A 22691-nucleotide genomic window follows, 5' to 3' on the forward strand; every position below is an offset into this window, starting at 1 on the left:
CATCCATGGCGAACAGCAAGTGGCCGCAAGTCAAAGAAAAGTTAATGCTTATTGAAAAATGGGCACGGGACGGTTTGACTGAAGAACAAATAGCTAAAAACTTAAGAATTAGCAAAAGTACGATGAACGAGTACAAACAACGATATCCGGAGTTTTTGAATGCCCTAAAAAAGGGCAAAGAATTTGCAATAACCGAACTTGAAAACGCGTTATTTAAACGAGCGTTGGGCTACGATTATGAAGAGATCAAGACTTCTATTAGAATGGTCGATGGAAAAGAGACCAAGTTTACTGAGAAGACCAGAAAGCATATGCCACCAGATGTAGCAGCATGCAGTATTTTGCTAAAAAATAAAGATAAGGGCAACTGGTCGGATAACCCCATGAAAATTGAGATCGAGAGAGAATTATTAGAGCTTAGAAAGAAAATTGAAGAGGAGAAACTGTTTTGATTGTTCGTGATTTAGATATAAGCGGCATTAAGCCCTATAAAAATAACCCTCGAAAAAATGATCAAGCGGTCGATGTTGTGGCAAACTCCATTCGACAATTTGGCTTTAAGGTTCCTCTGGTAATTGATAAAGATAATGAAATTGTATGCGGTCATACAAGATACAAAGCCGCTATACAACTAGGGCTTAACACGGTACCGTGTATTATTGCCGACGATCTAACCGATGAGCAAATCAGAGCCTTCAGGTTAGCTGATAACAAAACTGCAGAACTTGCAGATTGGGATTTTGATTTACTCGGAGTTGAACTTGAAGAACTCGGAAAACTTGACCTGGATTTTTCGATGGCTGATTTTGGGTTTGAATTAAATCAATCCTCTGAAATTGAGGAAGATGAATTTGATGTTGATCAAGCGGTAGCCGATATTAAAGAACCCGTTACTCATCGTGGCGATATTTGGTCACTTGGAAAGCATCGGCTAATGTGTGGGGATTCCACTTCTAACGAAGATGTCTCTCGCCTAATGAGCGGCCAACAAGCGGATCTTATACTTACTGATCCTCCGTATAATGTTGATTATGAGGGAGCTACCAAGGATAAGCTTAAGATCCAAAACGACAAAATGACAGACGATCAGTTCTTACAGTTCTTAGTTGATGCCTTTACCCAAATGCATGAATATTCTAAGAAGGGAGCGGCTATCTATGTCTTTCATGCAGATAGCGAAGGTTATAACTTTAGATGTGCATTTAAGTTGGCCGGTTACTGCTTACGCCAATGCTTGATATGGGTAAAGAACTCAATGGTTCTTGGTCGACAGGATTATCAATGGCAGCATGAGCCGATTCTTTATGGATGGAAAGATGGAGCGGGCCATGCCTGGTATTCAGATCGGAAGCAAACTACTTTAATTAAGTTTGATAAGCCGCTCAGAAATGGTGAGCATCCGACCATGAAGCCGATTGGTTTATGCGGATACTTTATTGGAAATTCCAGTAAAGAAGATGACATTATCCTTGACCCGTTTGGAGGAAGCGGTTCCACACTAATAGCCTGTGAACAAACAAATCGGATTTGTTATTCACTAGAGCTTGATCCTAAATATTGTGACGTGATTGTTAAACGCTGGGAAGAGCTCACCGGAAAGAAAGCTGAGTTGTTGCATGGCTAAATATGCTATACTTAAAAGCTTTTATGCATCGGATAAGTGGCAAAGGTTTAGGGCCACTATTATTTCTGAGCGGGGTGCAGTGTGTGAATCGTGTGGTAAAATCATCGCTAATCCAAAAGAGTGCGAAGTAGACCATTGTCCAATAGAACTTACACCGGAGAATGTTAATGATGCAAACATCTCGCTTAATCCTGACAACGTAAAAGTACGAGATCATGATTGCCATAATAAGCGGCATCATCGTTTTGGATCTAAGCAAGGGCGAAGTATTTACATTGTTTATGGAGCGCCTTTATCAGGGAAGCATTCGTATGTACGCGAGAACATGCTTCGTGGTGATATCGTTATTGATATGGATAGACTCTATTCTTCCATATCAATGCTGCCTGCCTATGATAAGCCTGACAATCTCTTTGCCAATGTAATTGGCGCTCATAACTTACTTATTGATAACATCAAGACAAGGTTTGGCAAATGGAATGATGCCTGGATTATTGGCGGCTATGCAGATAAATTCAAGCGGGAGCGGCTTGCAGAGGACCTTGGAGCAGAACTTATCTTCTGTGACACCGAAAAGGATGAGTGTTTAAGGAGATTAGAAATGGATGAAGACAGACGCTATAGAAGGGATGAATGGAAAGGATATATTGAGAAATGGTTCAACGATTATTCACCTTAGGTATTATTTGCACCCCCCCACCAAGCCGTTTTGGGGGTCCCGAACGGGACCGCATAGGGGATATAGGAAAGGCACAGACCAAAAAAATTGAAAATCCTAAGAGGTTTTGGGAAATATGGATAAATTAGAATTACTTCAAAGAGAACGGGCTAAGTTGATCGAAATCTTCAAAGATGTTGAGCCCGGGAAAGCGCAATTGGTGTCAGGCCTCATAGATGATGCGGCCTTTCTTTATGCCGAAAATCGAGAGCTGCGTGAGCTGATGGCCGAAACCGGGATGATCAAAATTCACCCTCAATTCAGGGATCGCCAGAAACAAACGGAGGCAGCCAAACAGTTTCTTAAAAACGTTAATAGCTACGCAGTGATCATCAAAACCCTAAATGGCGTGTTGAGTAAAAATGTTCTTGAGCCTGACGATGGCTTAGATGAGTTTGAATAGAAGAGGTGAATGTAAATGCCAGAAAGGGTCGATGGGCTAACAGATCAAGAAGGAAAAGTAATGGATGCCCTTATTACTGCGTGGAATGAATTCGCAAAGCTGAAAGTCCAGCACCCATCGGATGTTCTTGATTTTCTAAGTTGCATTCACCAATGCCAGCAGATTATTGGCATGAGAATATTGCAAAGAGACTATCCGCAAGGATGGCCAGAAAAGAATTAGAGAACATGTTTAACGCGCTTAGCGACAGCTCAAATGGAATTCATTCTTTTCTCAAGGAATACATTGGTAAATGTAAATCAGGAGAAATTATCGTCGGCCATGAGCTCATACAGATGCTGGATATCCTTCAATCGCATTTTGGTAATCCGGATATTCGTTTCGAGCTTGAGGATCCCCATAAGCGAATTAAGTTTATCGAAACCCACTGTAAGCACTTCGAGGCACCATTTGCCGGAAAGCCTTTCATTTTGGAACTATTCCAGAAGGCTGTTGCTGAAGCGATTTATGGATTTAAAATCTTCGATGAAGAAGCAGGCCGCTGGATCCGGTTATACCAAGACATACTTTATGTCGTTGGACGGAAAAACGGTAAAACCCCCTTTGTCTCAGCTCTTATCTTAGCTGAGTTTTTTTGTGGGCCTAAAGGATGCAAAGTACTTTGCGCGAGCAATGACGATCAGCAAGCGGATTTGATGTTCCAGGCGATTAATTCCATGCGCGAGGAAAGCAAATCGTTAGAACGTAAGACTCGAAAGAATTTAACCGGCATTTATTTTGGTAATCCACGAAAGCCAATAAAAACTGGAAAGTTCAGTTATCAAAATAAAGGCAGTATCCGAAAGTTAACGGCTCGAACAGGATCTAAGGAAGGACGAAATATTGCTGTCGGTGCGGTTGACGAAGTTCATGAAATGAAAAACAACGAACTTGTTATGCCAATTCAGCAGGCTCTTTCAACTCAGGAAGAACCCCTTTATTTTGAACTCACAACAGAAGGATTCACGAATGACGGGTACCTGGACAAAAGAATGAAAGAAGCCAGAAGCGTCTTGGCCGGTGAAGCCGAACAACCACGTTGGCTTATCTGGATATATACACAAGACAACGAAGCAGAGGTTTGGCAGAATGAACAATCCTGGCACAAAAGTAATCCGGGACTTGGCGTTATCAAAAAGTGGAGTTATCTTCGCAAGTGGGTTGATTTGGCAAAAACTAATACTGAAACACGAGCCTTTGTGCTGGCTAAGGATTTTAATCTGAAGCAAAACACAGCTGCAGCATGGTTAATGGAAAACGAATATATGAACCTTGATATATTTAACCCGGAAGATTTTCGAGGACATTTCGGTATGGCTGGAGTTGACCTTGCTGAAACTACCGACTTGGCGAGCGCAAAGATCATGCTTATGCGTAAAGGCAGCGCTAAAAAATATTTCTTAAGCAAATATTTTATTCCCGAGGCCAAATTGAAGGCCAAGGAAAAAGACGAAGGGTCGGATTATCAAAAATGGGTAGCCGATGGCTTGGTTGAGGTCAGCCCTGGCAACGAGAACGATTTTAGCCTAATCACGAAATGGTTCATCCGCATTTACAAGCAGTTTGGGATTCGACCCTACAAGGTCGGCTATGATAATGCGCTGGCAAAATACTGGGCCAAAGAGATGGAAGACATGGGATTTGACTTAGAACGCATTCCCCAGGAACGTCATCACATGTCGAGCCCGATGAAACTCTTGGGGCAAGATCTAAGAGGCGGCCTGGTTAATTATAATGCCAACCCAGTCGATATGTGGTGCTTGGGAAATATGGGATTTAGCGTGGATAGCCGGGAATTTATAATGCCGGTAAAGATTAAGACAGATAAGAGAATCGACGGTGGCGTGGCCAAGATTATCGCTTATGCAACATACACTCGTTATCGTAACGATTTTATTAATCTTCTAAAATAGGGGGCGGGGCCGTGGCTTTTATTGATGTAATTAAAAGCTTGTTTGCCGGAAAGCAAAGAGATACTGGTCAAAAAGATTATTTTAATTTTCTTGAAGGCCAGGTCCCTATTTTTGGTTTGTTTGGGCAAAACATCTATTCGCATGACCTTGTCCAAAATTGCATAGATCGCGTTGCGACTGAAGTTAGCAAGTTAGAACCAAAGCACATACGGACCGATGCTTACGGAATGAGAAACGTGGTAAATAGTAATATTAATCGATTGTTAAAATATGGACCCAATGAAATTATGGATACCGGCAGTTTCCTGGAGAAAATAATCTGGTTGCTGTTCTTAAACTACAATGCGTTTATTTATCCGACGTTCGACGCAATAGAGGCAAATGGGATGATCAATCGCACTTATACTGGACTCTACCCATTGCAACCGATGATTGTTGAATTCATCCAGGATATAACGGGAAAGATGTTTATCCGATTGACCTTTCGCAATGGAGAAGACTACACCCTACCCTATGAGAACATTATTCATGTTCGTAAAAAATTTAGTATTAATGCATCAATGGGCGGTGGCATCAACGGCCAACCGGACAATGATGCGATTCAGAAAACCTTAGATGTAAACGACGTAATAATCCAGGGCTTAGAAAAAGCCATCAGGGAAAGCCTTTCTATTCGTGGGATAGTAAGTATTAAAACTATGCTCGACGATGAGAAACAGGAAGCAGAGCGGCAGCGCTTTGAAAATGCTATCAAGAATAATGAATCAGGCATTGTCGCCATGGATTTAAAAGGCGAATACATTCCGATTCAGCGGGACCCAAAGGTGACAGACAAGGATACCTTGTCATTTGTTCAACAAAAAGTCTTAAATTATTATGGAGTATCGATGCCGATCTTAACCGGCGATTATACGGATACCCAATACGAAGCATTCTTTCAAACAACAATTGAACCTATAATCATGAGCCTTGGACGAAATTTCAGCCGGGTTCTTTTTTCTGCCCGAGAATTAGCGGCGGGAAATGAGATTGTTTTTTACCAAAAGAATCTTTCGTATCTAAGCACTGCTTCTAAAATTGAACTGATCAAAGTAGCGGGCGATCAAGGGTTGCTTACCATTAATCAGAAACTTGAGATTCTTGGATACCCGCCGATCGAGGGCGGAGACGTTAGAACACAAAGCCTTAATCATATCGACGCAAGCTTGGCTAACGAATACCAGATGAACCAATCGAAGAATGGAAACGGAGGGAAAAATAATGGGTAAGAAAAAAGATTTGCCTAGAAAGGACGAAATGGTGATCCGAAGTTTCGGGATACCAGATATTCGGGCGGTTGGCGAAGGAGGAGTTATTGAAGGCCATGCCGCAGTTTATGACCAGAAAACATCTATCGGTGACTGGTTTAATGAAATTATTGAACGCGGCGCGTTCGACGGATGCGATTTCGACGATGTTCTATTCACTGCAAACCACGAGCTATGGGATATCCCCTTGGCAAGGAGCCGCAGGAATAATAGTAAATCAACCCTGCAGCTGAATCTGGATGATCAGGGCCTTTTTATCAGAGCAAACCTTGATATAGAAAATAATGCTGAAGCAAAAAGCTTATATTCCGCAGTGAACCGCGAGGACATAACGGGAATGAGCTTTATTTTTTATGTCTCCGAGGAACGGTGGGAAGATCTTGATACCGACATGCCAACGAGGCATATCTTAAAGATCGCAAAGGTACGTGAAGTTAGTGCCGTAAATTATCCAGCATATACCGGCACTGATATAAATGCTCGTAATGACCAATCCGCATTGGAGAATGCGAAAAAGGCATTGGAGAATGCCCGGTCGACGTTGGAGAACGAAAAGAGCGAGCTTGAACTTATGAAAGCAAAACTAAATTTAATTTAGGAGAGGTGTAATTAAGAAATGAAAGATTGGCTCAAAAAATTATTAAAACAAAAACAAGATGTCCGCGCGGCCTTAAAAGAAAAAGGCTTAAAAAGCGAAAGTCTGGACGAAGTACGCGGCATTAGCACGCAAGTCGAGGCCTTAGATGCCGAAATACGTGATATTGAATCGCAGCTTCAAAAGATTGAGGATGAGGAAAGGTCCCAACAAAACCCGCAATTCGATTCTTCCAGGCCTTTAGAGGGAGAGCAACGCGGTTCCGCAGACCCGATTGTAGGGGCAAACTTTGGTTCCGGGCAAGGTCAACCTCCTCAGCCTCAACCACAAGGAGAAACTCGATCCTTTGGTAAATTTGCGTACAACCTAGCGCCTGGCGTTAGCGAGGAACAAAGGGCGAAAGAATACTTACAGAAATGCGAGCAACGTGGTCAAGACCTGAAGGATCGGAAGCCGGTTATTTTTACAGCTGAGGATTTCCCGGAACTTCGTGCCGTAACCATAGGGGCAAGTAATTTAGTGACACAAGCAAAGTATAGCAATATCCTAATCCCAAAATTCAATGAAGTTTCCGGAGTCGTTGATGTCGTCAATGCTATCCCTATGGCTGGTGGCGAGAGTTATACTCAGGGTTTCGAAGTGTCTTCCGGAACGGGAGATTACACAACTGAGACCGGAGACTATGCGGATGCAGATCCGACATTTGATTACGTCAGTATCCAGAAGGCCAAAATTACTGCCTACAGCGAACTGACCGATGAGGCTAAAAAGCTCCCCAATGCGGATTACCAATCTCGCGTAGCCGCAAACATGATTGTTGCAATTCGTAAAAAGTTGGCTGCACAAATTATTGTTGGGGCTGGTGGAGCGAATCAATTGGTAGGAATCTATAAAGCTCCGGTTAATGTTATGCCGGTTGCAGATGTTGATTTGGGTATTTCTGAAATCGATGAAACCACCTTGGACAAAATTGTCTTTGCCTATGGCGGAGATGAGAATGTTGAAGGAGGCCAATATTTATTCCTCAACAAGAAGGACTTGGCCGCCTTTGCTGCTATTCGAGCATCGACAGGTCAGAAACTCTACAACATTACTCTTAATGGAAATGTAGGAACCATTTCTTCTGATCGCAGTTATGCCGTGAATTTCATCATCAATAGTGCGTGTGCTGCCTTGAGCGAAGCTAATACAGCAGTTGACGCCTATACTATGACTTACGGTTCTCCTTCTATCTATGAGCTGCCAGTGTTCTCACAAATTGAGGTTCTGGAATCTCTCGACTATAAGTTTAAATCTGGGCAACTAGCCTTCCGGAGCTCTGTTTGGGCTGGAGGCAATGTTGTTAAGTATCGAGGGTTTACCCGTATTAAGAAGGTAGCGGCAGTATAATTTAGTTATTCGATTGAGACTGAGCGTGGATTAGGATCCGCGCTCAGTTGTTTAGGGGAGGTAAATTCTTTGGCAGGAACAAAAGAGGCTGAAGCAAAATCACCAACGCCGGTTAAGGATCAATTAGCAACTGAGCTCACCCAAAAAGACAATGTGATTATTGTTAAGGCAAATAGGCGTTTGACCCAAGACGAAAATGATTTATTGATAAAAAGAATGGAAGAACAAGAGAAACGAATCGGAATGAAAATTCTTGTGATTCCTTATTCTGTCGATATTCAGGAAAGTGACAACAAGGTTGAATAGTTAAGAGCAGGTGATTTAAGTGGGCCTTCTTACCCCGCAGGAAGCAGCGGATATGCTGCGATTGCCCGACCCGGCAGATTACCCCCAGCTCAACATTCTACTGCCTTTTGTTGAAGACTTCATTAAAACGGCAACCGGCCATGACTGGGCTTCAGATTTGACAATCGATCCAACAGCCAAAATGTTGGCGGCAACTTTAGCCGTGAGATGGTTCGATGATCCTGCCCAGATGGGGAATATCCCAGGCAATGACATAGGGGTCAAAAGTCTTATTGGCCAGCTTCACGCTAAAGCATTGGGGATGTTAGTCGTATGATTAAAGCGGGAGAATTGCGCCACAAGATTGAGGTCCAAAAATATGTCCGGGTAAAGAATGAAGTTGGAGAAGAAACAAAGGAATGGCAACTCTATAAAAAGATTTGGGCAAAGTTTGCTAATGCCAACATACGAGGGCAATTAGAGCAAGCGGCAGAGAAAAAAACGGCAAAAATTTTTTATAAAATCGTTATTAGGTTTCGCTCGGACATTGATACGACCATGCGAGTTGTATATGGCGGGAAAACTTACAACATTGACCATGTTGATAACGACAAAGAATTAAACATTGAAACTCACTTATATTGCACGCTCATTGAAGAAGGTGTTTATAATGAGTAGTTTTGAAATTAGCGGTTTAACCGAATTTGAGAGGGATCTTCTTAGGGTTATTGAACGAGAATATCCAAGTGAAGCTAAGAAATTTATGCGCAAGCAGGCCAATGACGTGAAAAGTCAGGCCAAGAACGATACTCCGGAAGATACCGGTTACACAAAAAAACAATGGAAAACCTCTACCAAGGGGAAAAAGAGGGCTACCGCAAATTTTATTGAATCAAAAGTGACCAATGATGCCGAGCTATCCCACTTACTCGAAAACGGGCACATGATAAAAAATCAATACGGTGAATTCGGTTTTTATCCTGGTGTCCATATGCTGGAAAAAGCTGTCGACAAGAAGGAGTCTGAATTCGATAACGAATTAAGCGCTTTTGTCGGTAAGGCATTGGAGGAATTAAGATTATGATTGGGTATGTGGACATCAAAAAGGCTGTCATTGATCAGATGAATGCCAAAGTAAAAAATATCAGCGTACTAGCCAATGAAGAGCTGAGCGGGTTTAAACCACCTGCTTTTTTTGTCCAAATTATCCCTGTTACTGACACGCCTTATCTAGACTATGAAGAGAAATTATTAACCGTAAACATACATTATTTCTCGGCAGAAAAGACGGATTTGGCCAATCTAAAGATGCTGGATCAACTTAATCTGACGTTCTTCAATCTCATTAGAATTGGAGAACGGACAATTACCCTTCAGCACAAGAGGCATCAAATAATCGACAATGTTTTACAGTTTAAGTTTGACCTAGAATTCCTTAACGATGTCGACGTTGTGCAAATTAATGGCGAATGGGTCCTTATCACGCGTCTCGATGACAGCCTTGGCTATACGGAGGACACCGTGCAGCTTGTTCAAGATATAGAAATTAAGGAGGTATAATGATGGGCCTGCCACAGATCACTATTCGGTTTCAGACACTAGCAGTAACCGCAATTACCAGGAGCGCAAGAGGCATCGTCGCCTTGATCCTAAAAGACTCCACAAAGACGACTTTCGACACGAAGATTTATGCGGATGTATCTGAAGTAGCCTCTGCCGATTGGACTGCAGCTAATTTGGATTACATTCAAAAAACCTTTCTCGGAACGCCATCCAAGGTTATCGTTGAAAGAGTGGCAGCCGATGCCGTAGATTATAATGCTGCCTTATCCAGGCTGGCTAATAAGAAATGGAATTACCTTGCTGTTCCGGGAATTGTTATAGCAGATGTAGCGAATATCTCGTCGTGGATTAAGTCGCGTCGTGACGTAGACAGAAAGACGTTTAAGGCCGTTTTGCCGAATAGCGTTTCCGACCATGAGGGAATCATTAATTTTTCCACCGATGACATTGTAGTTGATGGAAAAACCTATACGACAGCGGAATACTGCTGCAGGATAGCGGGTATTTTGGCCGGGCTTCCATTCACTCGAAGTTCAACGTATTATGCCCTCCCGGAGGTCGATAGCATTACCGAAACAGAAACTCCAGATGCCGATATTGATGCCGGAAAGCTGATTTTGATCAATGACGGTGAGAATATTAAGATTGGCCGTGGTGTAAATAGCTTAACCACGACAACAGTCTCCAAGGGTGCCAAGTTCCAAAAGATCAAAATCATGGAGGCTATTGACCTTATGCGCGATGATATTCGTGATACCTTTGATTCCGAGTATGTCGGACAAGTCAATAACTTCTATGACAACAAAGTACTGTTCATAACTGCCATAAATGCTTATTTCAAGCTTCTCCAGAGGGATGAGGTATTGGATCCGAGCTTCACGGCATTGGCCGAGATTGATGTTGACGCCCAGGCGTTATATCTTCAGTCAACTGGTCTGGATACAAGCGCATTAACTGCTGCCCAGATTAAAGAATATAACACTGGAAGTCATGTCTTCGTTAAAGCGAGCGGGAGCCCCTTAGATGCCATGGAAGACCTAGACTTCTCAATGCTAATAGTGTAAGGAGGGATTGGCTATGGCAAAAATTCGAGGAAATAACCAAATTAATGGGTCCTGGGGGCAGATTTGGTGGGACGGTGAACTTGTATTTGAACTAGAAAGCTTTGAGGCCAAGGTAACCCCGAATAGGGAAAGTGTTATCATCGACATGGATGAGGACTCTAAGCTTGTCAGCCTCAAGGGCGAGGGAACTATGAAGGTGAAGAAGGTATTCAGTCGCGGTAAGAAAAAGATGCTGGATGCCTGGAAAAAAGGCGAAGATCCTCGCAGTACACTCGTGGGAAAAATTAAGGACCCCGATACTGTTGGGAAGCAATCCGAGCGGGTCTCTATCGGCAATATTTGGTTTACTGAATTGACGTTAATGCAATTCGAAAAGGCGAAAAAGCTAGAGGAAGAATATAAATTTGGTTTCACCCCGAGTGATGCTGATTTTATTGACACAATTGAAGTTCTGTAAGAAAGGAAAACGTCAATTATGAAAAATAAAAGAAAGGGCTTGAACGAGCCAAAGAAAAAGCTCAGCATTAGTGATTTAATAGCTAATGCTGACAAGATAAAATCTAAAAAGTCCGAAACCAGAGAGCTATACGTTCAGTCCCTTGATGCTACAGTAACCATTGTAAAGCCAAGTCGCTCAATTATCCTTGACAGCTATGAGCTAAGCGAAGGAGAAGGAAACAACTTCCTGGTGTACGAGTGCGTGGTTGAGCCGAATTTTAAGGATAAGGACTTACAAACTGCATACGGGGCCACAGGATATGAAGTTCTGGATCAAATCTTGGATTCCGGAGAAATTGACACGCTTGCGAAAGAAATTATTGAATTTGCAGGTTATGGATCCGGCCATGTCAGTATTGTTGAAGCGGTAAAAAACTAATCAAAGGTGATTCAGAGCTGAGTTTTGTACACTACTATCTCCAGAAAGGATTTGCTTTGGATTACCTTTTGAACTTAACGAACCAAGAAAAGATTTTCCTCAAGGCCAGCATGAATTTGGCGTTTGAGGAAAGGGCAGAAGCGTGGAAACAAGGTCACTTAGTCTATCTCGGCAAGTGACCTTTTCATGTGAGGTGAGAACAAATGGCAACCCATCAAATAGGAGCCGTTCTAACTCTTAGGGATAATATGAGCGCCACCTTACAAGGTGTTAGGCGCGAACAATCAGCCTTTAGGCAAGATGTAGCGGCAACCCAACGACAATTGCGGCAACAAATGCAAGTACGCGTCAACGCCACGGCAGCCACTAGAACCATTGCTCAGGTAAGAACTGCGCTTAATCCCTTGAGGAGCAGAATAGTGACTCAGGTTGCTATAAGGGATAATGCGGCTCGTGAAAGACGTAGAATCCAGAATGAACTTAATGCATTGGGCCGTAGAGCTGTCGCGCCAGTAGTCAGGATCCGAGACTCTGCCAGTAGCGTAATAAGTAGTATCGGTAGTAAGCTTTCGGCACTAAAAGGATTGGCAACAGGGATAGCAATCGGAGGAGTTGGCATTGGGGCTGCAGCTGGTATTGCGATAAAAAGCGGTGCCGAATTAGAGCAACAACAGATCGCCATGAAGCATTTTATCGGGGTTAGTAATCAAGGAAAAAGCGATGCTGAGATTACCAGCATGCGTGATAGCTATATCAAGGAGCTTAGGGATAACGCGAATGCAACCCCCTTCACTACCTCTGATGTTGTAGGCGCTGGAGCGCGGGCTGTTAATATCATGGGCGGAGATACCAAGGCGTCAATGGGCCTTGTAAAGCTTTCTGAAGACATGGCTGCCTTAAACCCCGGCAAAACTATTTCTGACGCTATGGAAGCCCTGGCTGATGCTAAGAACGGCGAATTTGAACGGATGAAAGAATTCGGGTTCAAGATCTCCGCAGATGAATTTAAAGGCTTTGTTGGTAAGGGTAAAAATGATAGCTTAACCAGTGATGAAACAACAAAAGCCTATCAAATGCTCCTTAGTAAAAAACTAGACCCATTCTTTAAAGGCGGAGCTTCAGAACAGGCCAACAGTGGAACCGGTCTACTAAGCACAATTAAAGGAAAATTAGGCTCAAAGGTCCAGGATGTTGGCCTTGGAATGCTTGAAAGGCTTAAGCCAACATTAACCTCTGTCATTGAGTTGATCGATAAATACAGCCCTCAGATGGACAAGCTTGGGTTAAAAATCGCTGACGGAATAGGCTTTGTAGTGAGCAAATTGCCGACCCTAAAGAAATATCTGAAGGAAGCCTTTGAAGACGCTAAACCGGTTATAACCTGGGTATCTGATACCGGAATACCAAAGATAAGGGATATATTGGGGTCAGTGCTCGATAAAGCGACCGGGGTTTATAACTTTTTCAAGAATAACTGGTCAACATTAGGGCCACTTGTCGAGGGAATAGCTATTGCTTTTGGCGTGTATAAGGCAGTTATGCTTGCATCAGAAGGAGTAACAATTGCACTAACAGCTGCGCAATTAGCCCTAAATCTTGCAATGAATTTAAACCCAATAGGACTCATCATCACGGGTATCGGCTTATTGATTGGAGCCGGGATATTGCTCTATAAGAATTGGGATACAGTTAGTGCAAAAGCCAGCGAGGTAGGAAGAGTAATTGGGAATGCATTCAAATCAGGCGTAAACATAGCTATTGACGCTATTAACTGGTTGTCTGATAAGCTTAACGGAGTTCTAGGCATAATCGGCGTAAAGATACCTAGCATTGCCCATATTGCATTGAGTGCTAAACCAAGCAATAACACCGGGGTTGGGAGCAATCAAAGGATTAGCGGTGCAGCTGACGGAACCGACAACTGGAGAGGTGGACCGCTATGGGTTGGGGAACGCGGTCCGGAAATACTTAATTTACCAAGGGGTAGCCAGATAATACCTAATCATAAGGCGTTGAATCAGACACAAAGTATCAGGCGTAGTCTGATACCAGCAAGGACAGAACAGAGCAATGAGGGAAATGCTTATGATGGATATATTGCATCCCTCCGGAAAAGCCGTAAAGATCAACATCCTTCTAGCGAAAACCCTAGCGGAACTACTAGAAGTAGCGCATTGAGCAAAGCTAAATCCATAGTAATCGAAAGCTTGGCTAAGACTTTAATTGTGAGAGAAGAAGCGGACATTGATAAGATTGTCAATAAACTGTTGATAGAGCTTGATGCTGTGGCCGAAAATATGTAAGGAGGCGAAGTTGTGGAATTTTGGTTGATTCAGGATAATGAAAAACTTCGCCTGCCTGTACCGCCTCCGAAATATGATATTAAAAAGTCACTAAACAACAGCACGGCCATCGTTGAAGGTCTGGGAGAAGTTAGCTTTATAGGAAAGCCCAAATTGGCAGAGATACCTCCGATAGAATCATTTTTCCCGAACCATTCATACCCATTTTGCCAGTACAACCCCTTCCCCTCTCCAAAAGAATGTACAGATCTCATCGACAAATGGATGCTTAGCGGAAAGCCGATCCGCTATATCGTAACAGGGGCCATCAATACGGAATGCACGATTGAGAGCTTTCAGTATGGAACGCGTGATGGAACGGGTGATGTGTATTTTAGCCTGGAATTAAAAGAATACAAGGTAATTAGCACGAAAACAACATCCGTTAGTACAAATACGATGTCCATTATGGAAGTTTCTACTCCTCAAGTCATAAGGCCTGTCGAAAAGGTTACTCCTAAAACCTATACCGTAAAATCCGGAGATACGCTGTGGGGGATAGCCAAGAAAGAATTGGGTGACGGATCTCAATATTCGTATCTCGCCACTAAAAATAGCATTAAAAATCCTAATTTAATTTATCCGGGGCAGGTGCTCCAGTTATGATAAAGATTTTCGTGCTCTACGATAACAAAGTTACAGATATCACCAATGTGGTTAAAAGCATTAGTAATACTGGTGACAAGGCACAAGCGGCGCGAAAATTGGATGTCACATTTACCTACCCTATTTGGGACAGAAATCAACCCCGAACACAAATTAGGCCAGGCTCAAAGGTTTGGGTAGTATTAGACGGTAAAGAAATATTCAGGGGTGTTACATGGAACCGGGAGATAGATTCGGCCTCCGAAAGCCTCCCCTTCATGGCTTATGATTACTTAATTTACTTAACAAAATCAAAGGTGACCTTTAATTTTGTTGATATTACACCAGAAGATGCCACGAGAAAGATTTGCGAAGAACTTGGGGTTGAGGTTGGCGATCTTGCCGGTACAGGAATAAAGGTAAAACGACTTATTGCCCAGAAAACCGGCTATGAAGCAATCATGGAAATGTATACTCAAGCATCAAAGCAGAACGGAAAACAGTACATCCCTGTTATGGATGGGACTAAACTCTGCGTCATTGAAAAGGGAAAGGTTATAGCCAATTACACTCTAATCTCTCAGATCGACGATCCCACCAATAACATGATAGGCACAAATTACCGAGATACACTCGATGGCATGGTTAATAAAGTTAAAATCTATGATGATAAGAATAACTATGTCGGTGAAGTCGGAAACGACAGTTGGAGAAATGAGTATGGATTAATTCAAGAAAATTACGTTAAAGAAGCAGATAAAGACAGCAATGTGGTTGCAACCGGAATGCTGAGTGACATACAGCAAGATGTAACTATTCAAGCCTTAGGGAACTGGGAATGTAGGACTGGTTATGCCGTGAATACCAAGATATTCTACATCAGCAATCTACAAAACGCTGTGATGTATGTCGATGGCGATACCCATACATGGGAACCAGCAACCGGAAAATATACGATGTCCCTCAATCTCAGCTACAAAAATCAGATGGATAGCAAGGGGTGATTCTTAGTGAAAAACCCATACAGTAAGCTTATTAACCATATGAGAGAGCAAGGAGCCAAATACAATACCCCTTATGTCCAGATCGGTATTGTTGTTTCGGAGGATCCGTTAACGGTTAAGCTTGGAGATTTACAGATAAGCAAGGACAATCTTCTGGTAGCTGATTATTTATTGCCGGATTACAAACGAAAATATAGCGCAAGCGGAAATCTTCAATTTAGCGAAAATGGAAGCCTGGGGCCGACGGACTCAGCTTCAGTTGGGGACCATGGCTCTCATAGTCACACGTTAACGGGAATCAATATTGATACCGATCACAAGCAAAGCGGAGATTTGACTCTAACTGATGGGCTTAAAAAAGATGATACCGTGGCCTTGATACCCACACTGGATGAACAAACTTATATTATTTTAGCGAGGTTAGTCAGCCTATGAGCACGAGTATTTTTCCTTCTGAAACTATTCAGGTTGACGCTATAGTGCAGGCTACAATTGATGCTTCGACGACGTACCTTCCCCTTCTTAAAGAATATGCGTGGGACTACGAGAACGAAGACTTTGTGCTGGTTGACGGTAAGAATGTCGTTGTTACGGGCAAAGAAGCCGTTAAGGTTTGGGCCTGGAAAGCGTTAAAGACCGTACGCTATAAGTATTTGATCTATTCTTGGAACTATGGCCAAGAATTTGAATCAATTATTAACAAAGGGTTAAGTCGTGAAAGTGTTAAAAGCGAACTAGAGAGAACTATCAAAGAAACCCTGTTAATAAGCCCCTATATCACTGATATTAAAGCAATATCCATTACGTTTGAGGATATCATCAAGGCACAGGCTACCGTAATGACCGTATACGGGGAGGTGACAGTCGATGTATGAGACCCAAACGTATGAATCGATAATGTCAAGACTACTAAGCAACGTGCCCTCTGACGTCAACAAGTCGGAGGGCTCTATTATTTGGGACGCTCTCTCCCCTGCTGCCCTTGAATTAGCGCAGCAGTATGCTATCTTCGAAAGCATGATTGAGCAAGCTTTCATTAGCACAGCCTCGGGTAAATACCTGAAACTCGCAGCTGGTGATCTAGGAATTAATCCTGCTCCAGAAGAAGATGATGAAACGTTACGAAAGGCGGCACTCTTCCTTAAACAAAACCCGGAAAAAGGCGGGAATTATACGGATTATGAGCGGTGGGCGCTTCAGGTCCCAGGTGTTCAATGGGCCAAGGCCTTCGATAAAGCCCGAGGACTTGGTACTACGGACGTCTATATTGCCGGAGACCCGAATGAACTAACAGCATTGGTTCAAGAAGTAACAGGAGCGATCGACAAGAAAAAGGTTTCTGGAACAGACGTAATTGTTCGACCAGTAAATCTTGTCACGACTCGTTTTGTTATCTTGATAGTCGGCGGAATTACTCAAGAAGCTGCCATTGATGTGGCTAATAAATATTTAACTTCTATCGGTAAAGGAGGAACGGCTGACTTAGATGAAATCGTATCATTACTAAACGCTGCTGGAGCGATAGGAGCCAAGGTATTATTACCCAGTGAAAATGTTAACCTGGAAGAAGATAGTGTCCTTGATCCGGTGGTGAACATTATATGATCGATTTAACAAAGTATCTTCCTGAATTCTATCGAAAATCTACAACTATGCAGGCAATTCAAAGGGCTATAGGTCCCGCCATACCCGATGGCATTAGCTATCTTTGGCAAGTGTTTTTTCTCTCAACTTGCCCTGATGAATATTTATATCTCTGGCAAAATGAACTCGGGGCTCAATCAAGAGATGACATGTTTGCGAAATTGCGCGGAACCAGAGTTCTTAATAGAGAATTAGCCGAAGATATGGGCATCGATCTCTTTGAAACCTATCGAGCATCGCCTGAAGCCGGATATACATTATCGGGAAGTGACGCGGTATTCCCTGATGGAGTTCATTATGCGCCCTTGATTACCGATGTCATCATTAAGCCTGAGGATATCCAAGTTACAAGACGAATGATCGATATTATGAGCGCCTCTGGGTTTCTCTATTGGTTTTCGGTAAAGGTTTCGGAGTATATTGGTCATGAGATTGGTGGATTAACCGGCAGCCAAGCTCTATACCCTGGAATAATCTTTCCGAGTGATGATGGGATGTTATCGGGCTCGGAAATAAGGCGCAAGGTGGTCCTAAGTCTCAACCGGCAGGATAAGCTTACTGTTATAGGGGCAAGCCCGAAGACAGCTCCCGTGGTTGCATATGATGGCCTGCTCCTAAAGTTTACCGAGTTCGGCGCTTTGGATATTATTCAAAACGTTGATGATCTCCTCGTCGACGATGCCAGTCTGGACGAGGAAGCTGATGGGACTGAATTGTTCTCTGCTCTTTTTGAAACCGGTCCGGTTAGCTCTCCGGCAATTAATAATATCTGGAACGGATATAGCTTTAAGTCAAAGGTACCCCAGTCCTTAAGCATCGAGCAAAATCAAGTCGGGATAACAGTGGCCGCAGAGCCCATCAGAAATGAATGGTCGCGAGCGGTTAGTTTTTTAGAGCCTGGAGTTTCTTTCTTGGAGACTAATATGAAGGCTCAATACAGCAGCATTAAAGTGGAGGTGGGCTAAAACATGCCAAGTTATACAGGTTCAGTTATCGGAATGCGGATCTGGCAGGCAGCTCAAGTTGTTCAAGCGGCCAACGCCTGGGTAGGTATTGGGAAAAACTCATCTTGGGGCGATACCGATACACCGCCGCAAGTGGACCCGAGTACGACAGCGCTTGACGGGCTAATAGCCCTCAAAAAAGCAGAGACGCTTACGCTCGTTGTTCCTGATCCGAATGGTACTATCGAGCATCTCGGTCAAAAATGGATGCCAGTGACAGTTGCCGACGCTAGGACAAAACAGGCAAGATGGGTCTATGCAGCCGCCTGGCTGCGCTATGATGAAGTTCCGGTTGTAACCTATCGGCAAACCGGTGCGTTCTTAGGGGTTACCAGAAACGCTAATGTTGATGCTGGTAAGTTGGTTCTCTTGCCGACCGAGGTGTCAGACCTTGGATTTTTAGCTGCAGTTAATAATCGTTCACCAATTCCACGAGCAGAAGATCAAAAAGAGCTTGTGGAATTCATCATTGAATTTTAAGTGAGGTGAAAACGTGTGGGCAACTACCCTAACCGGTTTGATCCGGCAAAGAAATGGGCCTCCCTACTAGCCCAACCAGGCAGAAGGCTGCAGTGTGCGGAAGTGAACGAAATTCAATCTATGTCGATGGACCGAGACAAGCGTCTTGGGGATGCAATATTTGGTTCCGGCCATATTCTTGACGGATGCCAACTCTATATTTCAGAAGACAAAAAGAGTGCCCGAATCACTTCAGGCTCTGTCTATGCCGATGGTATCATTCACGATACTTCAGAAACTACGCTAACAATCGTCGGAGCGGGCGAGGAGTACATTGGCCTTAAGCTTAATGAACAGATTGTGACCTATGAACAAGACCCGACCTTGCTTGACCCTGCAGTTGGGTATGATAATTTTGGCTTACCTGGCATGGACAGAAAAGTTATCGCTCCAAGTTGGGTAGTTAATGACAGCTCGGCAATTAAGATCATCCGCCTAAACGATGGCCAACCGGTGACTCAAGTCGCCCCGCCTGAGCTGGATGGAATTAATCCTATCCTTGCTCGGAGAACTTATGATGAATCCGGAAACTACAAGGTGAGCGGTTTTGGAATGTGGTCCAAAGACTACGATGAGACTCGAGTGGAGCTTACCATAGAACCAGGAAAGGGCTATGTCTTAGGTTTTGAGCGGGCGCTTGTGTCAGCTCTTAAAATGCTCGTAGATAAAGCCCTGGAAACACGTACTGTACTCAATGAGCCAAAAGTGTACGCAAACGGAACAAACCTTTATAAGCTCAACAATAAGCCGGTTAAGCAGATTACTCGGTTGGTAGGGGTGGTCGAAGTCACCCAGAATATTACCAGGGGTAATGTTTCGGGAGGATCAGACCTTTTGCCAAAAACTCCTGTTGTGTCCATCGTGTCTGTTTCTCAAGGTGGAACAACGTACCAACAGGGCTCCGACTATCAGCTAACTAATAATAGCGTTGATTGGTCACTTAACGGCGGAGAACCAGCCATAGGAACCACGTACAGCGTGACCTGGCGCTATAACAAGCAGATGTTGCTTAATACGGACTACAAGCTCACAAATAGCGCTGAAGATTATTACGCAGACTTCTCTCCTGCAGGTGATAATCCCGTGAACGGAACGACATTCCAGATTGACTATGATTTCTATCTTGCCCGCAAGGATCTTGTGGCGATGGATAAGGATGGGACAATTACCATTATCAAAGGGCAGAGTGACCTCGAGCAATTCGTAGTACCTCCGAAAGCATCAACCAAGGAGATGCTTCCCCTGGGAACGATGACACTCCCGGCGAATAGCGGAAATGCCGTAGTTAACCCCTTTTCTATTGTTCGTTATTCTATGGAAGATATTCAGAAGTTGGTTAAGCGAATTGAAGATATCGAATATAATCAAGCGGTCGAAGGATTGGACAATGAAGCAATGCAGGGTGAGTCTCCGACAGATCTTAAAGGAGTTTTTACGGATAGCTTTGCTACACTGGGAAAAGCAGATACAACTTTTCCGGGCTTCACACTTGGCTATGATCTAGATCGAAGCGAGATTACATTGAGCGCTGCTGACACCCCTCAAGAGATAATGATTGCTCCCGCATCTACGACAGCCCAATTATGGGATAGCATAGCCACGGGAAAGGTTCTTGGGCATGATGTTGTCGTTAGCCAGGAGTTTGCCACCGATAGCCTCTTAATTAATCCCTATGCTGTCTTCAACCGAATCACCTTAACGAATGTTAACCCTCCTGTAGATAACTGGATTGAGCAAGGAACTATCGTCGTTGAGGAAAAAGAGGTGGTAAATACTACGCTGCGTCGTTGGTGGTACCATCAGGGAGAAAGCTGGGCAGAAGAAGAACGCAGACGATATGAAGAACTTGGTGCCGGTGATCTTCGAGGCTGGGGGGATTACAGCGGAACCCAACAACAGGTTGTAACAGATAAAATACTTGATGAAACTATCATGTATATGAGGCAGAAAGAACTCATCATCACTGGTTCAAATTATGAGCCTAATGCGGATAATTTACTGGGATACTTTGATGGTCAGCCGGTGGTTCTTCAGCCACTTGAAGGAACATTAGCTGGTACTACATCCGGATCCATTAGAGCTGATGCCTCCGGGAAGTTTAAATGTAGCTTTGTAATCCCAGAAGGTACCCGCACCGGGACTCGACTCATTACGATTGCCAACATTAACAACGAGGGCAATTGTACTTACCAGGCAGAAGGACGTAAGGAGATTACCGAAACGACAGTTTTGACCAGAGAGGTTCATATCCAACCGGTCGACCCTTTGGCTCAGAGTTTTTCGGTACCGCAAAGCTGTTTTGTATCAAAAGTAGGATTATACTTTACTGCCAAAGATTTATCGACTCAGGTGATAGTTCAGATCCGTAATATGGTCAACGGCTTCCCTGGAAAGGACGTTTTGACCCAACAACTTCTTGATCCATCTCAAATTACCGCCTCTGCCACTGCAGACATTGAGACGGTTGTATCGTTCCCGAAACCAGCTTTTTGTCGCGCTGAAGAGCAGTATTGCGTTGTGATCCTTTCCCATAGCAATGTGTATGCCTTAGGTGTTGCGGAGCTCGGGAAACAAGATCTGAAAACAGCCGCCTGGGTTACACGTCAACCCTATGTAATTGGAGTGCTTTTCAGCTCATCCAATGCGTTAACATGGACAGACCATCAAACAAAAGACTTGAAATTCAAAGTTTATGCCTGTGCGTTCCAAGCGAGCAGCGTGCTTGATTTTGCCCCATGGACAGCGCCAGCCGGAACTCAATTCGATCGCGTTCTGTTAGTCGTGAATGATTTCCTTTCACAAGGAACTGATGCAATATGGGAGATTTCTCTCAACGACGGAGACTATGTTCCGATCAGTCCTTATGTCGAACGAGAGCTATCCTTCCTAGCTACAAAGGTAAAAGTAAGGGCGACGCTGCTCAGCAGTAAATACTTGACACCTGTTGTGAGCACCTCCTCGCCATATATTATCGGGTTTGAGAATGCGCTATATGCCAAGTATGTGAGTCGATTAGTAACTCTTTCGCAGGAATACACAACGGTCAGGCAGGTGCTTGATATTACATCTCCATCAGGCTCCAATGTCGTCGTCAAATTCAGCACGGATGACGGTGCAACATGGGTCACTCCCTCTTCAGTTACCACAGAACAGCTGGATCAAGTCTTTACGAGATATTCATTCTCCGAAACGTTAGGTGCTCCCGCAACGACCTTCAGGGCTCAGGTAGAACTTACGAGCACAAGTCAACTTACTAGGCCAAGAGCGAAGCGGTTCCTAAATATCATCAAGTAAGGCAGGTCAATAGACCTGCCTTTTGTATCCTCTTATGGGAGGGAGGTGCTAGGTTTGCCTAGTCAACGACGATGCCCACATAGCGGAGCTTTAATTTTTGATCCCACGGAAGATGAGAAGGTCTTGAAAAAGACCATTGAAGACGTGGCTTCCATAAAAGAGGAAAACGCTGAACTTCGGCAGAGGATTGAACAATTAGAAGCCCTTGTGGCCAATAAACAGTAGGGGCGGTGAAATAAGTGGAAAGAATCGACCTGAATATGCCGGGGGATAGCCTCTATACTGGAGCCTTGAAAATCAATGCCGCTTTCGATGAGATTGAGGCAGCCTTAGCCCTAAAAATCGAGGCACAGAATCAACCTAACGGATCTGTGGTCATCCCCATCGGCGGAGGGTTCAAATGTCGATACAACGCTCGAGATTCCAGTGTAGATATTGAGTTTTCGGGAAGCGGAATTCCCTATCTTAAATCCGATACCACGTTTGTGGGAACTCGAACAGACGTTGAAGTTGTGTAAAAGG

At 43.7% G+C, this 22691-nt stretch carries 28 protein-coding genes; all 28 read left to right on the top strand.

Annotated elements, in window-relative coordinates; genetic code table 11:
• The first annotated feature begins 5 nt into the window (after positions 1 to 5).
• The 28 genes from DEAC_RS06875 to DEAC_RS07005 all read left to right on the top strand — a co-directional run bounded on the left by DEAC_RS06875 (position 6) and on the right by DEAC_RS07005 (position 22687).
• Positions 6 to 452 carry a hypothetical protein gene (locus tag DEAC_RS06875; protein WP_047809281.1) on the top strand — a complete coding sequence of 149 codons (447 nt, stop codon included), beginning with the start codon at positions 6 to 8 and terminating at the stop codon, positions 450 to 452.
• On the top strand, positions 449 to 1624 hold the full coding sequence (locus DEAC_RS06880; protein WP_047809282.1) for a DNA modification methylase: 1176 nt from the start codon (positions 449 to 451) through the stop codon (positions 1622 to 1624). Before DEAC_RS06875 ends, DEAC_RS06880 begins: the two co-directional genes overlap by 4 nt.
• Positions 1617 to 2303 (top strand): hypothetical protein, encoded by a 687-nt coding sequence (locus DEAC_RS06885; protein WP_047809283.1) that lies wholly within the window; start codon positions 1617 to 1619, stop codon positions 2301 to 2303. Before DEAC_RS06880 ends, DEAC_RS06885 begins: the two co-directional genes overlap by 8 nt.
• Positions 2304 to 2418: 115 nt before the next feature.
• Positions 2419 to 2745: a hypothetical protein gene (locus tag DEAC_RS06890; RefSeq protein WP_047809284.1), complete on the top strand. Its 327-nt coding sequence runs from the start codon at positions 2419 to 2421 to the stop codon at positions 2743 to 2745.
• Positions 2746 to 2760: 15 nt separating this feature from the next.
• On the top strand, positions 2761 to 2967 hold the full coding sequence (locus DEAC_RS06895) for a hypothetical protein (protein WP_047809285.1): 207 nt from the start codon (positions 2761 to 2763) through the stop codon (positions 2965 to 2967).
• Positions 2949 to 4697, top strand: a complete 1749-nt coding sequence (locus tag DEAC_RS06900) for a terminase large subunit (protein WP_047809286.1) — start codon at positions 2949 to 2951, stop codon at positions 4695 to 4697. Before DEAC_RS06895 ends, DEAC_RS06900 begins: the two co-directional genes overlap by 19 nt.
• An 11-nt stretch (positions 4698 to 4708) precedes the next feature.
• Entirely contained in the window at positions 4709 to 5965 is a 1257-nt protein-coding gene (locus tag DEAC_RS06905; protein ID WP_242847090.1) for a phage portal protein, read from the top strand.
• Entirely contained in the window at positions 5958 to 6602 is a 645-nt protein-coding gene (locus tag DEAC_RS06910) for an HK97 family phage prohead protease (RefSeq protein WP_053006311.1), read from the top strand. The genes DEAC_RS06905 and DEAC_RS06910 overlap by 8 nt, the downstream gene beginning before the upstream one ends.
• Before the next feature lie 18 nt (positions 6603 to 6620).
• On the top strand, positions 6621 to 7988 hold the full coding sequence (locus DEAC_RS06915) for a phage major capsid protein (RefSeq protein ID WP_053006312.1): 1368 nt from the start codon (positions 6621 to 6623) through the stop codon (positions 7986 to 7988).
• Between the two features lie 69 nt (positions 7989 to 8057).
• Complete coding sequence (locus DEAC_RS06920) at positions 8058 to 8294, top strand: hypothetical protein (protein ID WP_047809287.1); 237 nt, start codon at positions 8058 to 8060, stop codon at positions 8292 to 8294.
• 19 nt (positions 8295 to 8313) lie between these two features.
• Entirely contained in the window at positions 8314 to 8610 is a 297-nt protein-coding gene (locus tag DEAC_RS06925) for a hypothetical protein (RefSeq protein WP_047809288.1), read from the top strand.
• Positions 8607 to 8951 (top strand): phage head closure protein, encoded by a 345-nt coding sequence (locus tag DEAC_RS06930; RefSeq protein WP_047809289.1) that lies wholly within the window; start codon positions 8607 to 8609, stop codon positions 8949 to 8951. Before DEAC_RS06925 ends, DEAC_RS06930 begins: the two co-directional genes overlap by 4 nt.
• A complete protein-coding gene (locus tag DEAC_RS06935; RefSeq protein ID WP_047809290.1) occupies positions 8944 to 9357 on the top strand; it encodes an HK97 gp10 family phage protein in 414 nt (137 codons plus the stop codon). Before DEAC_RS06930 ends, DEAC_RS06935 begins: the two co-directional genes overlap by 8 nt.
• Positions 9354 to 9833: a phage tail terminator family protein gene (locus tag DEAC_RS06940; RefSeq protein WP_047809291.1), complete on the top strand. Its 480-nt coding sequence runs from the start codon at positions 9354 to 9356 to the stop codon at positions 9831 to 9833. Before DEAC_RS06935 ends, DEAC_RS06940 begins: the two co-directional genes overlap by 4 nt.
• A gap of 2 nt (positions 9834 to 9835) precedes the next feature.
• Positions 9836 to 10900 (top strand): phage tail sheath subtilisin-like domain-containing protein, encoded by a 1065-nt coding sequence (locus tag DEAC_RS06945; RefSeq protein ID WP_047809292.1) that lies wholly within the window; start codon positions 9836 to 9838, stop codon positions 10898 to 10900.
• 13 nt (positions 10901 to 10913) lie between these two features.
• Positions 10914 to 11357: a phage tail tube protein gene (locus DEAC_RS06950; RefSeq protein ID WP_047809293.1), complete on the top strand. Its 444-nt coding sequence runs from the start codon at positions 10914 to 10916 to the stop codon at positions 11355 to 11357.
• A gap of 18 nt (positions 11358 to 11375) precedes the next feature.
• A complete protein-coding gene (locus tag DEAC_RS06955) occupies positions 11376 to 11777 on the top strand; it encodes a phage tail assembly chaperone (protein ID WP_047809294.1) in 402 nt (133 codons plus the stop codon).
• Between the two features lie 203 nt (positions 11778 to 11980).
• Entirely contained in the window at positions 11981 to 14080 is a 2100-nt protein-coding gene (locus DEAC_RS22090; protein ID WP_053006313.1) for a phage tail tape measure protein, read from the top strand.
• Between the two features lie 12 nt (positions 14081 to 14092).
• Positions 14093 to 14725: a LysM peptidoglycan-binding domain-containing protein gene (locus DEAC_RS06965; RefSeq protein ID WP_047809295.1), complete on the top strand. Its 633-nt coding sequence runs from the start codon at positions 14093 to 14095 to the stop codon at positions 14723 to 14725.
• Positions 14722 to 15708: an XkdQ/YqbQ family protein gene (locus DEAC_RS06970; RefSeq protein ID WP_047809296.1), complete on the top strand. Its 987-nt coding sequence runs from the start codon at positions 14722 to 14724 to the stop codon at positions 15706 to 15708. The genes DEAC_RS06965 and DEAC_RS06970 overlap by 4 nt, the downstream gene beginning before the upstream one ends.
• Before the next feature lie 6 nt (positions 15709 to 15714).
• The gene (locus tag DEAC_RS06975) at positions 15715 to 16143 is read left to right on the top strand and encodes a DUF2577 domain-containing protein (protein ID WP_047809297.1); all 429 of its coding nucleotides are present in this window, start codon (positions 15715 to 15717) and stop codon (positions 16141 to 16143) included.
• On the top strand, positions 16140 to 16583 hold the full coding sequence (locus tag DEAC_RS06980) for a DUF2634 domain-containing protein (protein WP_053006314.1): 444 nt from the start codon (positions 16140 to 16142) through the stop codon (positions 16581 to 16583). The genes DEAC_RS06975 and DEAC_RS06980 overlap by 4 nt, the downstream gene beginning before the upstream one ends.
• Positions 16576 to 17313: a baseplate J/gp47 family protein gene (locus DEAC_RS06985; RefSeq protein ID WP_047809298.1), complete on the top strand. Its 738-nt coding sequence runs from the start codon at positions 16576 to 16578 to the stop codon at positions 17311 to 17313. Before DEAC_RS06980 ends, DEAC_RS06985 begins: the two co-directional genes overlap by 8 nt.
• Positions 17310 to 18317 (top strand): hypothetical protein, encoded by a 1008-nt coding sequence (locus tag DEAC_RS06990; protein ID WP_047809299.1) that lies wholly within the window; start codon positions 17310 to 17312, stop codon positions 18315 to 18317. Before DEAC_RS06985 ends, DEAC_RS06990 begins: the two co-directional genes overlap by 4 nt.
• 3 nt (positions 18318 to 18320) lie before the next feature.
• Positions 18321 to 18836 (top strand): hypothetical protein, encoded by a 516-nt coding sequence (locus DEAC_RS06995; protein WP_053006315.1) that lies wholly within the window; start codon positions 18321 to 18323, stop codon positions 18834 to 18836.
• 15 nt (positions 18837 to 18851) lie between these two features.
• Positions 18852 to 22169: a DUF4815 domain-containing protein gene (locus tag DEAC_RS07000; RefSeq protein WP_047809300.1), complete on the top strand. Its 3318-nt coding sequence runs from the start codon at positions 18852 to 18854 to the stop codon at positions 22167 to 22169.
• A 54-nt stretch (positions 22170 to 22223) separates the two neighbouring features.
• Positions 22224 to 22394: a hypothetical protein gene (locus DEAC_RS23495; RefSeq protein ID WP_161796422.1), complete on the top strand. Its 171-nt coding sequence runs from the start codon at positions 22224 to 22226 to the stop codon at positions 22392 to 22394.
• Between the two features lie 14 nt (positions 22395 to 22408).
• A complete protein-coding gene (locus DEAC_RS07005) occupies positions 22409 to 22687 on the top strand; it encodes a hypothetical protein (RefSeq protein WP_047809301.1) in 279 nt (92 codons plus the stop codon).
• Positions 22688 to 22691: the final 4 nt, after the last annotated feature.

This window comes from Desulfosporosinus acididurans, from assembly GCF_001029285.1.
GTDB lineage: Bacteria > Bacillota > Desulfitobacteriia > Desulfitobacteriales > Desulfitobacteriaceae > Desulfosporosinus > Desulfosporosinus acididurans.